Genomic DNA, 13,437 nt, shown 5'->3' with positions numbered 1-13,437 from the left:
TGGGGCCGGTGGGGGAGGGAGAGTGCGGGGTACGACGAACGGGGTGCGACGGCCGCGGTGTGACGGGCGGGGCGCGTCAGGGACGCATGGCCTCGACGAAGCCGGTGGCGATCTCCAGGGGGCGGGTGATGGCGCCGCCGACGACGACGCAGTACGCGCCGGCGTCGAGCATCGTCCGCGCCTGCTCCGGGGTGCGGATCCGGCCCTCGGCGACGACGGGGACGTCGATGCGGGCGGCGAGCTCCCGGACCAGCTCGACGTTGGGCGCCGGGGCGTCGGTGGACTGCGGGGTGTACCCGCTGAGCGTGGTGCCGACGAGGTCGAAGCCGATCTCGGCGGCGTGGACGCCCTCCTCCAGCGTGGCGATGTCCGCCATGAGGAGCTGGTCCGGGTAAGCCCTGCGCACGCCGGCGACGAAGTCGGCCACGCTCACGCCGTCGAACCGGGGGCGCAGGGTGGCGTCCATGGCGATGACGTCGGCCCCGGCGGCGACGAGGTCGTCGATCTCCGCCATGGTGACGGTGATGTACGCCTCGCCCGGCGGGTAGTCCTTCTTCACGAGGCCGATGACCGGCAGGTCGACGGCGGCCTTGATCTCGCGGACGTCGCGCGCGGAGTTGGCGCGGATCCCGACGGCTCCGGCGAGCTCGGCGGCCTTCGCCAGCAGCGGCATGACCCCGCCGGCGGGGACGTAGAGCGGCTCGCCGGGCAGCGCCTGGCAGGAGACGACGAGACCGCCGCGCAGGGCGTCGACAAGGGGGTGGTGGGGCACGAGGCGTCCTCCGGGACATCGGTGCCCGTCCGGGAACGCAGCCGTGCGCGGCCCGGGCGGACAGGTCAACTGGACTGACGGACGCGTCGAAGGACGCTCCGCGAGCCTCAGGTTTTGCCTCGTGAGTAACAAGCCCGAGTGCCGATGCACCGAAGTGCGGATCGATCGTGGACCGGCCGGGGTTGGACTGTCAACCTGCCGCCGGCGCGCGCGGTGGGCGTGGCGGGGAGGGGGACGACGAAGGGCCAGACCGCGGCACGTGCCCTGGTCTGGCCCTCGAGAGAGCGGGTGACGGGAATCGAACCCGCGCTATCAGCTTGGGAAGCTGAAGTTCTGCCACTGAACTACACCCGCACGTGCCGCAGAGCGGCACAGCACGCCACTATACCGAACGGGCGGCGCTGGATCGACCGTCCCGCCGGGGCGGTTCGCCGGTGCCGTCGTCGCCGGCCGCGCACCGCTGCCCGCCCCGGTGCGGCACAATCGCCCTCGTGCTTCTCTCCGACCGCGACATCCGTGCACAGATCGGCTCCGGCCGCGTGCAGCTCGACCCCTTCGACCCGGCCATGGTGCAGCCGTCGAGCGTCGACGTGCGGCTCGACCGCTGGTTCCGGCTCTTCGACAACCACAAGTACCCGGTCATCGACCCGGCGGCGGAGCAGCCCGACCTCACCCGCCTCGTCGAGGTGGGGCCGGAGGAGCCGTTCGTCCTGCACCCCGGCGAGTTCGTCCTCGGCGCCACCTACGAGCTCGTCACCCTGCCCGACGACATCGCCGCCCGCCTCGAGGGCAAGTCCTCCCTGGGCCGGCTCGGCCTGCTCACCCACTCCACGGCGGGGTTCATCGACCCGGGGTTCACCGGGCACGTCACCCTCGAGCTGTCCAACACCGCGACGATGCCCATCATGCTGTGGCCCGGCATGAAGATCGGCCAGCTGTGCTTCTTCCGCCTTTCCAGCCCGGCGGAGAGCCCGTACGGCGCGGGTGCCAGTGGCTCGCGCTACCAGGGCCAGCGCGGCCCGACGGCGTCGCGCTCGCACCTCGGGTTCTCCCGAACGATCATCGACTGACATGACCGCCGACGGCGGGGACGACGACGTCCTGGCGCTGCTGGACCGCGTCCTCGGCGAGCCCCGGCACCTCCTCGTCCTCGCCGACGACGTCGACCCGGCGGAGGTCGAGGTGCTCGCCGCCAGCCACTTCGACGACGCCGGCTGGCTGGGCCCGGCGGCGCTGCGGCTCACCGGCGCGGCCGAGCTCACCGGTCCCTGGGGGCTGGACGGCGCGCTCCGGCAGGCGTTCGACCTGCCCGCCTGGGCGGCGTGCGCCTTCCTCGTGCACTGCCCGGTGGAGCGCTCGGGCGCGGTCCCGCCCGAGCTGCTCGGGCGGGGCGGGCTCCTCGACGCGTTCCCCGAGGGGGCGCCCGCGGGCCTGGAGGCGCGGGTGCTCGAGCACCTCCTCGCCCAGGCCCGCCGTCTGGGCGGGGCCCTGCGCGTGGCTGGGACCGGGGCCGTCCTCGTGCCGGATCCGGCGAGCGCCGTCGACCTCACGCTGTACTCCCCGGTCTGGCTCGAGCCGGAGGCGTGCGTGAGCGTGCTCGCCGGCCCCCTCCCGCAGGTCCGGCCCGCGTGGGACGACGAGCCCCGGGAGCCCCTGCCGCCGCGGCTGGAGGTGGACGGACCCCGGGCCGTGGCGGTCGCCGGGATGGACCCGGGCGAACGGGAGTGGCTGCACGCCGAGGCCGACGCCTTCGACGCGGCGGCGCTCGCCCGGGACGCCGTCCTCGAGGGGTACGCCGCGGTCGCGGACCTGGGCGCCGACGGCCTCGTCGAGGTGAGCGTCGCGGGGGAGCCGCAGGCCCCCGGGATCCTGCGCGCGCTGCCGTGGGCGCGGCACGGCGTCATCGCCTACGAGCTGCGCTGGCGCCCGGTGGACCCGGAGGCGGCGCTGGGGCCACGCCCGCCGATCGGCCAGCGGCGCGCCCGCGGCCGGGTCGGGGCCCTCATCGGGCGCGCCGCCATGGCCCTGCACGGCGTCGCCGGGGGCGAGATCGTCGACGACGACGGGTTCCTCGTCGACGTCGAGGGGCTGCGCGCCCCCTGACGCCGGTTCCCCGGACGTCGGCCCCTGACGCCGGCCCGACCCGGCTCCGGACAGCACACAGGGGCCCCAGCCGATTCCGGCCGGGACCCCTGCGGGTCTGGTCAGGCGCCTAGCTCTGGCGCGACTCCTGGACGGTGTCCTTGGCGTCCTGGGCCTGGCCCTTGACGTCCTGGGCGGCGGAGGCGCCCTCGTCCTTGACGGCCGCAGCACCCTCCTGGGCCGTCTCCTTCACCGACTGCACGGCCTGCTGCGCCGGCTCCTTGAACTGCTCCGCGGTCTCGCGCGCCAGTCCCTTCGCGGCCTCGGTCGCGCCCTGGAGGGCGTCGCTGTCCTTGGCCTGCGCGACGGCGGTGCGCTCCTTCTCGGAGGACGGGATGAGCGAGGCGACGAGCAGGCCGACGCCGAAGGCGACGAGGCCCGCGGCGAGGGGGTTGCCCTGCGCCTGCGCCTTGACCGACGACGGGGCGTTCCGCGCCGTGCCGGTCAGCGAGCCGGCCGTGTTCCCTGCACCCTCACGCATGCTGCCTGCCTTCTCCCGAACGGTGTCCGTGGCGCCTGAGGCGGCACCGAACACCTTGTCCTTGGCGTCCGAGGCGGTCCCGAACACCTTCTCCTTGACGCCGCCGACGGCGTCCTTGACCTTGTCCGTCTGTCGCTGGGCGATCTTGCCGGGGCTCACCTTGTCGGTGAGCGCGTCGACGTTCTCGCTGAGCTCCGCGCGCGTCCGCTCGATGTCAGCGCGGATCGCGTCCGGGTCGTTGGTGGTCATGCGTGCTCCTGTCCTTTGAGAGCGTCCGGGATCTTCTTCACGGTGTCCGCGGTCTGCGGCATGCCCTTGGCGCGCTTGGCTTCCTTGCGGCCCATCGACGCCAGCACGGCGGCGATGACGGCCCAGATGATGGCGACGATGAGTGCGGACCAGCCGAGGGCCGGTACGGCGTCCCCGTCACCGATCCACGCGCCGAGCACCCACCACAGGGCGAGGGAGAGGAACAGCAGGACGTAGTTCCCGGCCACGCCGGCGCCGGCGAACAGCCCGGCGCCCTTGCCTGCCTGGGTGGCGCTCTGCTTGAGCTCGACCTTGGCGAGCTCGACCTCCTGGCGCATGAGGGTGGAGATGTCCCGCGTGATCGTGCCGACGATCTCGCCGAGGGACGCGTCCTGCGGGTCGTTCGCCGCGGCGCGTGGCGCCGGCGCGGCCGAGGCGCCGGGGGCGCCGTAGGCACCCGCGGGGACCGCGCCGGGCGTACCCGTGGCGTAGCCGGCCGACGGCGGAACCGCGGTCGAACCGAGGTTCTCGTTCGGCGTCGTCATCGCGCCCCGCCCGAGCCATAGGGCTGGTCGAAGCTCGTCGCCGGCGGGTAGGGGTTCGACTCCGCCGGGGCGATGTCGAGGGCGGGGTCGTCCGCGGGCGGCGTGGTGTAGCCCGTCGCGGAGGAGGTGGTGCCCGGGCCGGTCGGCGTGGTGGCGTAGCCCGCGGGCGTCGTGCCGTACGCGCCCGGGGTGGTGCCGTAGCCCGCAGCCGGCGCGGTGCCGTAGCCGGTCGGGGCCGTCGTGTAGCCGGGGGTGGTGCCGTAGGACGTCGCGGTGCCGTACGCGGGGGCGGGGTAGCTCGCCTCGCCGGCGTCGGCCTCGTCGGAGCTGTTGTCCTTCAGGCCGCGGGCGAGTCGCCCGACGACGACGCCGAGGCCGGCGGCGATGGCGAGGAAGGCACCGGGGCGACGGCGCGCGAAGGTCTGGACCTCGTCGAGCAGGTCGCTCGGGCTGCGCTCCTCGAGCCAGCTCCCGGCCTGGTCGGCGTACTGCGAGGCGCGCCGGGCGAGCTCGGCAGCCATGCCGGAGTCCTCGGTGCCGTCAGCCATCTGGGTGAGCTCACCGGAGAGGGAGCGGAGCCCGGTGGCGAGGCGCTGCTGCTGGCTGGTCGCCTGCTCCTGGAGCTGCGACTGGCCCTGCCGGAGCAGGTCCTTGGCCTGGCGCTGGGCCTCAGCGGCGGTGCGCTTGGCCTCCTCAGTGGCCGTGCCCACGACGTTCTTGGCGCTGTCGCCGGCGGTCTGCGCGACGTTGGCGGCCTCCTGCTTGGCGGTGTCCTTCGTCCCGCCACCGGACGCGCTGCCCGTGCTGCTCGTCCCTCCGGTGCCGCTCGCCGGCGTCGAGGACGCGGGGGGCGTCGGGGGGATCGTCTCCCCGCCCAGGAGGTCGGGGTCGCCGGCCGGCGTGTATCCGTCAGTCATGTCAGTCCCTTCGGTTGTGGACCTTTGAATCGGTTTCGCACCACTGCTGACGCGAAGTCACTGCACCATGATCGCCCCAGAGGCGAGATCGCGCCTCCCGAACGGGCCGGCAAAGAGAAAGTCGAGTCCCTGGCCGCCGGGTGCGAGCCCATGCGCGAGCCCCGCGATCGCCCAGATATCGGTCCCGCGGCGACGTCGCGGCGCGGCCGCTCCGCGCCGTTCCGCGGCCCGGCCCCCCGGTCGGGCACAGCCGTAGGAGAAGTTGTTCAGAACCGCGCCATGATCGACTCGCCCCGGTGCTGACCCGCGCTTAGCGTCCTCGGTGGGAGACACCCGGCCGGGGGCGCCGCCAGATGGTCGCGAGCCCTCCGGATGCGTCAGCTACTGGAGGCACCATGATCACCACCGCACAGATCTCCGAGATCCTCGGCGGCCACGTCGTCGGCAACGACGGCGACAAGATCGGCAAGGTCGAGCAGGTCTACCTCGACGACGTCACCGGCGAGCCGAGCTGGGTGACCGTCAAGACGGGGCTGTTCGGCTCGAGCGAGTCCTTCGTCCCGTTGGACGCCGCCACCGTCGAGGGGGAGAACGTCCGCGTCCCCTACGACAAGCACAAGGTCAAGGACGCGCCGCGCATCGACGACGCCGACCAGTCGCTCTCCCCTCAGGAGGAGGACGAGCTCTACGCCTACTACGGCGTCGGCACGACGGGCACCACCGGCACGACGGGGACGACGGGGACCGTCGGCACGACGGGCACCACCGGCACGACAGCGACGACCGGCACCGGCGACGTGGCCGGGACCAGCCGGACCGACCGCCGCGCGGACGACGACGCCTCGGTGGTCCTGTCCGAGGAGGAGGTGAACGTGGGCACCCGCCGGCGGGAGGCCGGGCGCGTCCGCCTGCGCAAGTACGTCGTCACCGAGCAGGTGACGAAGACGGTCCCCGTCCAGCGCGAGGAGGTCCGCATCGAGCGCGAGCCCATCTCCGAGGCGGACGGCGTCCGCGTCGAGGACTTCGGTGACGACGAGGCCGTCGTGACCCTCCACGAGGACGAGGTCGTCGTGGACAAGAAGGCCCGGGCGGTCGAGCGCGTGAGCCTCGGGACCGAGACGGTCACCGACCAGCAGACCGTGACCGAGGAGGTCCGCAAGGAGCGGGCGGACACCGACGTCGACGGTGACACCACCCGCCACTGACCGCCGGCGTCACCGCACCGCGGCCCGTCGGGCCCGGTCAGGCACCACGCACAGCGCGTCCGCCTCGGCGGGCGCGCTGTTCGCGCGCCGGGCCGTCACGCGGTGCGCCCGGCTCGCGGTGCGTCCGGCTCGCGGTGCGTCCGGCTCGCGGTGCGTCCGGCTCGCGGTCCGCCCGGCCGGCGCAGGGCCCGGCGCCGGCGCGACGGCACAACCGGGGGACCGCACGCGCTTGTTAGGATGGCCGAAACCCCTCCGCCGGCGCGCTTCGGTCCTTTCTCCGTACCCACGCGCCGCCGTGTTCCGATCGCCCACTCGACGACCCCGGAGCGGCCCGTGCTGCAGTTGCTGATCGTCCACTTCGTGGTGGCGATGGTCGCGCCTGCATGCGTCAAGGTCTGGGGGCGCCGGTTCTTCGCGGTGCTCGCCCTCGTGCCGGCGTCCGCCGCCGTGTGGGCGCTGACGCAGACGTCGGCGGTCCTCTCCGGCGATCACCCCACCCAGTCGGTGAGCTGGGTGAGCGCGCTCGACCTCAACCTCGACTTCCGCCTCGACCCGCTCTCGTGGCTCATGGTGCTCCTCGTCGGCGGTGTGGGTGCGCTGGTGCTCCTCTACTGCGCCGCGTACTTCTCGTCCACGGCGAAGGGCCTCGGCCGGTTCGCGGGCGTCTTCGTCGCGTTCGCGGGCGCCATGCTCGGCCTCGTCACGACCGACAACACGCTCCTGCTCTACGTGTTCTGGGAGCTCACCACCGTCTTCTCCTTCCTGCTCATCGGCCACTACCACGACCGGCAGAACTCCCGGCGGGCCGCTATCCAGGCCATCGTCATCACCACCCTGGGCGGCCTGGCCATGCTGGCCGGCCTCATCGCGCTGGGGGAGGCACCCGGCGGGAGCTACCGCCTCAGCGAGCTCGCCGCCTCCCCGCCGACCGGCGGGATCGTGCCCGCCGCGATCGTCCTGGTCCTCCTCGGGGCGGTGAGCAAGTCCGCGCTGGTGCCGTTCCACTTCTGGCTGCCCGCGGCCATGGCGGCCCCGACGCCGGTGAGCGCGTACCTGCACGCGGCCGCCATGGTCAAGGCCGGCGTGTACCTCGTCGCGCGCCTGGCGCCGGGCTACGCCGAGCTGCCGGTGTGGCAGTGGACGGTGCTCACGCTCGGCCTCGGCACGCTGCTCCTCGGGGGCTGGCGCGCCCTGCGCCAGCACGACCTCAAGCTGCTCCTCGCGTTCGGCACCGTCAGCCAGCTCGGCCTCATCATCGTCCTCGTCGGCTCCGACCACCGGGCCGTGGCCCTCGCCGGCCTCGCGATGATCGCCGCGCACGCCATGTTCAAGGCGTGCCTCTTCCTCGTCGTCGGCATCATCGACTGGTCGGTCGGCACCCGCGACCTGCGCGAGCTCAGCGGCGTGGCGCGCCGGATGCCGCTCTCGACGATCAGCGCGGTCGTCGCCACCGCCTCCATGATCGGGATCCCGCCGCTGGCGGGCTACGTGGCCAAGGAGGCCGCGCTCGAGGCGCTGAGCCACGACGCCGGTCCCGCCGAGGTCGTCACGCTCGTCGCCGTCGTCCTCGGGTCGATCCTCACCACGGCCTACGGCCTGCGCTTCCTCTGGGGCGCCTTCGCCACGAAGCCGGGGGTCCCGGCCCGGGAGGCGAAGCGCACCTCGCGCCTCATCGTCGCCTCGCCGGTGGTCCTGGCGGCCCTGAGCCTGGCCGTCGGGCTCACCCCCGGCATGACCGAGCGCGTCCTCGCCCCGTTCGCCGACACCTACCGGGTGGGGGAGCCGGGGCACCTCACCCTGTGGGCCGGGTTCGGCACGCCGGTCCTGCTCACCGCCGTCATCCTCGGTGCCGGCGCCCTCCTGTTCGCCGGCCGCACGCGGATGGAGCGCTTCCAGGAGGCCGTGGCCCCGCCGGGCAGCGCGCAGGACGCCTACCGGAGCACGATGCGCGCCCTCGACAACCTGGCTGCCGACGTCACCGCCCTCACCCAGCGAGGCTCGCTGCCTGCCTACCTCTCCACCATCCTCGGGACCACCGTCGTCCTCGCCGGTGGTGCCGCGCTCATGCGCGCCACGCTTCCCGAGCAGGTGCGGGCCTGGGACAGCGGGGTCCAGGCCGTTGTCGTCGCGCTCATCGTCGTCGTCGCCTTCCTCGCCGCCCGCGCCCGCCGCCGCCTCAAGGCGGTGGTGCTCCTCGGCTGCGTGGGGTACGGCGTCGCCATCCTCTTCGAGCTGCACGGCGCCCCGGACCTGGCGCTCACCCAGGTGCTCGTCGAGACGGTGACCCTCGTCGTCTTCGTCCTCGTCCTGCGCCGGCTGCCCGCCTACTTCTCCAACCGCCCGCTGGCCTTCTCGCGGTGGTGGCGTGCCGCCGTCGGCGTGGCCGCCGGCCTGCTCTTCGCCGGGCTGGCCATGGTCGCGGCCGGCTCCCGGGTGGACGCCCCGGTCTCGGAGAGCTTCCCCGCGGAGGCGTACGAGTTCGGGTACGGCAAGAACGTCGTCAACGTCACCCTGGTCGACATCCGCGCCTGGGACACCATGGGCGAGCTCTCCGTGCTCCTCGTGGCCGCCACCGGCATCGCCTCCCTGGTCTTCCTCCGGGCCCGCTCCGGCGGCATCGACCGCACCGCGCAGCTCTCCCGCGCCGCGGTGCGCCCCGTCGTGTGGGGCCGCGACGAGCCCGACCGTGCCGCGGCCCTGCGCCGCCCGCCCGGCTCCGACACCCCGGCGGCCGAGCTGCGCGCCCCCGGCCGGAACCGCGAGTGGCTCACCGGCGGAGCGACGCTGGCGCCCCAGCGCCGCTCGGTGATCTTCGAGGTCGGCACGCGGCTGGTGTTCCACACCATGCTCGTCTTCTCGCTCTACCTGCTCTTCGCCGGGCACAACGCCCCGGGCGGCGGGTTCGCCGGTGGCCTCGTCGCCGGCGTCGCCCTCACGGTGCGGTACCTGGCGGGCGGGCGCTACGAGCTCGGCGAGGCCATGCCGATCCAGGCCGGCTGGCTCCTCGGCATCGGGCTGTTCCTCTCCGCCGGCGTCGGTGCGGCGCCGCTGCTCGTCGGCGGGGACGTCCTGCAGTCGACGGTCATCGACGCCGACCTCGGCCCGTTCGGCGAGCTGCACCTCGTGACGACGCTGTTCTTCGACATGGGCGTCTACCTCGTCGTCGTCGGCCTCATCCTCGACATCCTCCGCAGCCTCGGCGCGGAGGTCGACCGCCAGGGTGAGCTCGAGGGCAACGCGGCACCCGACGTCGCCTACGACTCCCCGCAGCCCACGATCGACGACGCCGCCCTCGCCGGTGCGCCCGTCGGCGCCCCGCCCGGGACCGACGGAGGCACCCGATGATCGACACCAGCCCGTCCCTCGCCCTCGTCCTGCTCGTCGGCGTCCTCGTCGGCACCGGGGTCTACCTCCTCCTCGAGCGCAGCCTCACCCGGATCGTCGTGGGGATCGCCCTCATCTCCAACGGCGTCAACGTCCTCTTCCTCATCGCCGGTGGCCGCGCGGGCGCGCCGCCCATCATCGGTGCCGCCGCCCCTGAGGACATGAGCGACCCCCTCCCGCAGGCGATGATCCTCACCGCCATCGTCATCACCCTGGGGATGACTGCGTTCCTCCTCGCCATGGCCTACCGGTCGTGGCAGCTCAACGGCCACGACGAGGTGCAGGACGACCTCGAGGACCGCCGGATCGCCCGCCGGGCGGAGCGCAACGAGCTCCCGGCGCGCAGCACGGACGACGCCGGGACGAGCCTGGCGGAGGACGCCGCGAGCGTCCGCGACGAGACCGCCAGCGAGGACGAGCACGCGCCGCGGGGGCACCACCGCCCGGCGATGGGCGCCGACGACGGGGAGGCGCTGCGATGAACGAGCTCGTCCCCCTCCCGGTCCTCATCCCGCTCATCGGCGCCGGGCTGGCGCTGGCGTTCGCGAGGTACCCGCGCGCGCAGCGGGTCATCTCCCTCGTCTCGCTGACCACGGTGCTCGCCATCGCCGTCGTCCTGCTCGTCGCCGTCAACGACGGCCCGCTCGTCCTCGACATCGGCGGGTGGGCGGCGCCGGTGGGCATCACCCTCGTCGCGGACCGCCTCTCCGCGCTCATGCTCGCCGTCTCGGTGACGGTCACCCTCGCCGTCCTCGTCTACTCCCTCGCCCAGGGCGCCGCCGACGGCGACCAGGGGGCGCCGCTGACGATCTTCCACCCCACGTACCTCGTGCTGTCCGCGGGGGTGTCCAACGCCTTCCTCGCCGGCGACCTGTTCAACCTCTACGTGGGCTTCGAGATCCTCCTCGTCGCGAGCTTCGTGCTCATCACCCTCGGTGGTACGCGGGAACGGGTGCGCGCGGGCACGACCTACGTCGTCGTCTCCCTGCTCTCCTCGATCATCTTCCTCACCGCGATCGCGCTGGTGTACGCGGCGACCGGCACGGTCAACCTCGCCCAGCTCTCCGGGCGGCTCGCCGAGATCGACCCCGGGACCCAGCTCGTCCTCCAGGTGATGCTCCTCGTGGCATTCGGCATCAAGGCGGCGATCTTCCCGCTGCACGCCTGGCTCCCGGACTCCTACCCCACGGCCCCGGCGCTGGTCACCGCGGTGTTCGCCGGGCTGCTCACCAAGGTGGGCGTGTACGCGATCATCCGGACGCAGACCCTGCTCTTCCCGACCGGCCGCGCGGACGACCTGCTCATGGTGGCGGCCCTCGTCACCATGGTCGTCGGCATCCTCGGCGCCGTCGCGCAGCAGGACATCAAGCGGATGCTGTCCTTCACGCTGGTGAGTCACATCGGCTTCATGGTGTGGGGCATCGCCATGGCCACCGATGACGGGCTGTCCTCGGCGATCTACTACGTCGTCCACCACATCACCGTCCAGACGGCGCTGTTCCTCGTGGCCGGACTCATCGAGCGCCGCGGGGGGACGACGTCGCTGGCCCGCCTGGGCTCCCTCGCCCGCCTCGCGCCGCTCCTGGCGATCCTCTTCTTCATCCCCGCGATGAACCTCGCCGGCATCCCGCCGATGTCCGGGTTCCTCGGCAAGGCGGGGCTCATCCAGGCTGGGGTGGTCGACGGCGGTGCGCTGTCGTGGGCGCTCGTCGCCGGGTCGCTCCTCACGAGCCTGCTCACCCTCTACGCCATCACCAAGGCGTGGAACCAGGCCTTCTGGCAGGAGGCGCCCGAGGAGCTGCCGGAGACGTCCTCCTCGGCCGGCATGGTGGGCGCGACCGCGGGGCTCGTGGTCCTCTCCCTCGGCCTCACCGTCATCGCCGGTCCGCTGTACGACTACACCGACCGGGCGGCGCGTGACCTGCGCGCCCGCTCGCCCTACGTCGACTCCGTCCTCGTCGATGGCGGGCGGGGGACCGGGCAGTCGCGCGACGTCACCGAGGACGCCGACCGCCAGGAGGACACGGGAGACATCGAGGACGTCGAGGAGACCGAGGGGAGCGTGCCGTGAGCTCCGTGCCACCGGCCATGCGGGTCGCCCCCTCCCACCGCCGGCGCCGGCTCCGCGCGAGCTGGGCGATGCTCCTGTGGCTCACCGTCGTGTGGGTGCTGCTCTGGGGCGACCTGTCCCTGGCGAACGTCGTCAACGGCCTGCTCATCGCCGTCTTCCTCACGACGCTCCTACCGCTGCCCCCGACGCCGTTCGACGGGAGCTTCCGGCCGTGGGGCGTCGTCCGGCTCCTCGTGCGGTTCCTGCGCGACGTCGTCGTCGCCTCGTACGAGGTGGCCCTGCTCGCGGTGCGCGGCGGCGAGCCGCACGGCGGTGTCATCCGGGTGAAGCTGCGCAGCCACTCCGACGTGTACCTCACCATGACCGCGGGGATGACGTCCCTCGTCCCCGGGTCGATCGTCATCGAGGCGCACCGCCTCACCGGGACCCTGTACATCCACGTCGTCGACCTCGCCCTGCAGGGCGGGATCGAGCGGGCGCACCAGGCGGTGCTCGACCAGGAGGAGCGCATCCTGCGGGCCTTCGCCTCGGACGCCGAGCTCGCCGACGCCGGGCTGGCACCGGGCGCCTCCCCGCGCGCCGGGCAGCTGGCTGCGCGACCGGACGCCGACGCCGACGCCGAGCACACCGACGAGGACCGTCGGGAGGGGGAGGCGCGATGACCGTCGTCTACCTGGTCTGCTTCCTCATGCTCGGCGCCGCCGCGGTGCTGGCGCTGAGCCGGGTCGAGCGAGGCCCGAGCATGTTCGACCGGATCATCGGGGTCGACGTCCTGACCGCCGTCTTCATCGGCACGGTGACGGTGGTCGCGGCGGCCACCGGGCGCAACGACCTCGTGCCGGTCCTCGTCCTCCTCGCGCTCGTCGGGTTCATCAGCTCGGTCTCCATCGCGCGGTTCGCCGCCGCCGAGTCCGCCGACGAGGCCCGCATCCTCACCCGGGAGGAGCTCGACCAGCTCCTCGCGGAACGGGAGGCGCTCATCTCCGACGACGCCCCGCCGGTCCACGACGTCGACACCAACGTCGTCATCGCCGTGCTCGACGTGCCCACGCGCGGCGGGGGTGCGGGGCGGCAGCGGCGCTGGAGCCGGCGCCGGCACACGCCGAGCGCCGAGGAGGTCATGGGCGGGCCGTCGCCCGAGCCCCCGGGCGACCCCGGTGACGCCCTGTCGAGCGGGCGGGACACCTACCGCCACTCTCGCGACGACTCCGACCCGTCGGACCCGGCGGCCTCACCGACCACCGGAGGTGCCCCGTGACCTGGACCGCCGTGGCCGACGTCCTGGGCGCCGTCTGCCTCCTCCTCGGGTGCGCGCTCGCGCTCGTCGCGGCCCTGGGCCTGGCGCGCTTTCCCGACCTGCTGTCCCGGATGCACGCGGCGACCAAGCCGCAGTCGCTGGGGCTGCTCCTGCTCGTGGCGGGCCTGGCGCTCGTCCTGCGCGAGCCGACGGTGCTGTGGACGCTGGCGCTCGTCGTCGCGTTCCAGCTCATCACCGCGCCGATCTCGGCGCACATGCTCGGTCGCGCCGGGTACCGCACCGGCAAGGTACGGGCGGACCTCCTCGTCGTCGATGAGCTCACCGCCGATCTCGACCGTGCGGAGCGGGAGCAGGCGCAACGAGAGCGAGCCCAGCGCGACCCGGGGGCCCGCTGAGCTCGCTCCGTGCGGCTG

General features: G+C 73.6%; 13 protein-coding genes and 1 tRNA gene. 9 read left to right on the top strand and 5 right to left on the bottom strand.

What is annotated here, in order from left to right; genetic code table 11:
- Positions 1-76: 76 nt before the first annotated feature.
- Both EBO36_RS14275 and EBO36_RS14270 read right to left on the bottom strand, forming a co-directional pair.
- Positions 77-772 carry an N-acetylmannosamine-6-phosphate 2-epimerase gene (locus EBO36_RS14275; RefSeq protein WP_122825196.1) on the bottom strand — a complete coding sequence of 232 codons (696 nt, stop codon included), beginning with the start codon at positions 770-772 and terminating at the stop codon, positions 77-79.
- Between the two features lie 283 nt (positions 773-1,055).
- Positions 1,056-1,126, bottom strand: a tRNA-Gly gene (locus EBO36_RS14270).
- Positions 1,127-1,263: 137 nt separating this feature from the next.
- Here EBO36_RS14270 and dcd point away from each other — a divergent pair.
- Entirely contained in the window at positions 1,264-1,842 is a 579-nt protein-coding gene (gene dcd, locus EBO36_RS14265) for a dCTP deaminase (protein WP_122825195.1), read from the top strand.
- 1 nt (position 1,843) lies between these two features.
- Positions 1,844-2,875: a hypothetical protein gene (locus tag EBO36_RS14260; protein ID WP_122825194.1), complete on the top strand. Its 1,032-nt coding sequence runs from the start codon at positions 1,844-1,846 to the stop codon at positions 2,873-2,875.
- 109 nt (positions 2,876-2,984) lie between these two features.
- On the opposite strand, the gene EBO36_RS14255 is transcribed toward EBO36_RS14260, so the two are convergent.
- The 3 genes from EBO36_RS14255 to EBO36_RS14245 all read right to left on the bottom strand — a co-directional run bounded on the left by EBO36_RS14255 (position 2,985) and on the right by EBO36_RS14245 (position 5,106).
- The gene (locus tag EBO36_RS14255; RefSeq protein WP_122825193.1) at positions 2,985-3,644 is read right to left on the bottom strand and encodes a DUF3618 domain-containing protein; all 660 of its coding nucleotides are present in this window, start codon (positions 3,642-3,644) and stop codon (positions 2,985-2,987) included.
- Entirely contained in the window at positions 3,641-4,018 is a 378-nt protein-coding gene (locus EBO36_RS14250; protein WP_387966945.1) for a phage holin family protein, read from the bottom strand. Before EBO36_RS14250 ends, EBO36_RS14255 begins: the two co-directional genes overlap by 4 nt.
- Positions 4,019-4,185: 167 nt before the next feature.
- On the bottom strand, positions 4,186-5,106 hold the full coding sequence (locus EBO36_RS14245) for a hypothetical protein (protein WP_122825191.1): 921 nt from the start codon (positions 5,104-5,106) through the stop codon (positions 4,186-4,188).
- Between the two features lie 395 nt (positions 5,107-5,501).
- On the opposite strand from EBO36_RS14245, the gene EBO36_RS14240 reads away from it, so the two are divergent.
- The 7 genes from EBO36_RS14240 to mnhG all read left to right on the top strand — a co-directional run bounded on the left by EBO36_RS14240 (position 5,502) and on the right by mnhG (position 13,419).
- The gene (locus EBO36_RS14240; protein WP_122825190.1) at positions 5,502-6,311 is read left to right on the top strand and encodes a DUF2382 domain-containing protein; all 810 of its coding nucleotides are present in this window, start codon (positions 5,502-5,504) and stop codon (positions 6,309-6,311) included.
- Positions 6,312-6,644: 333 nt separating this feature from the next.
- Entirely contained in the window at positions 6,645-9,656 is a 3,012-nt protein-coding gene (locus tag EBO36_RS14235; RefSeq protein WP_122825189.1) for a Na+/H+ antiporter subunit A, read from the top strand.
- Positions 9,653-10,177: a Na(+)/H(+) antiporter subunit C gene (locus EBO36_RS14230; protein WP_187695821.1), complete on the top strand. Its 525-nt coding sequence runs from the start codon at positions 9,653-9,655 to the stop codon at positions 10,175-10,177. The genes EBO36_RS14235 and EBO36_RS14230 overlap by 4 nt, the downstream gene beginning before the upstream one ends.
- Positions 10,174-11,766: a Na+/H+ antiporter subunit D gene (locus tag EBO36_RS14225; RefSeq protein WP_122825188.1), complete on the top strand. Its 1,593-nt coding sequence runs from the start codon at positions 10,174-10,176 to the stop codon at positions 11,764-11,766. Before EBO36_RS14230 ends, EBO36_RS14225 begins: the two co-directional genes overlap by 4 nt.
- A complete protein-coding gene (locus tag EBO36_RS14220) occupies positions 11,763-12,428 on the top strand; it encodes a Na+/H+ antiporter subunit E (protein ID WP_342352719.1) in 666 nt (221 codons plus the stop codon). The genes EBO36_RS14225 and EBO36_RS14220 overlap by 4 nt, the downstream gene beginning before the upstream one ends.
- Entirely contained in the window at positions 12,425-13,024 is a 600-nt protein-coding gene (locus EBO36_RS14215) for an MrpF/PhaF family protein (RefSeq protein WP_122825187.1), read from the top strand. The genes EBO36_RS14220 and EBO36_RS14215 overlap by 4 nt, the downstream gene beginning before the upstream one ends.
- Positions 13,021-13,419, top strand: coding sequence for a monovalent cation/H(+) antiporter subunit G (gene mnhG / locus EBO36_RS14210; protein WP_122825186.1), 399 nt, complete (start codon positions 13,021-13,023; stop codon positions 13,417-13,419). Before EBO36_RS14215 ends, mnhG begins: the two co-directional genes overlap by 4 nt.
- Positions 13,420-13,437: the final 18 nt, after the last annotated feature.

The organism is Georgenia faecalis, from assembly GCF_003710105.1.
GTDB lineage: Bacteria > Actinomycetota > Actinomycetes > Actinomycetales > Actinomycetaceae > Georgenia_A > Georgenia_A faecalis.
This window is presented reverse-complemented; position numbering and strand designations above follow the sequence as displayed.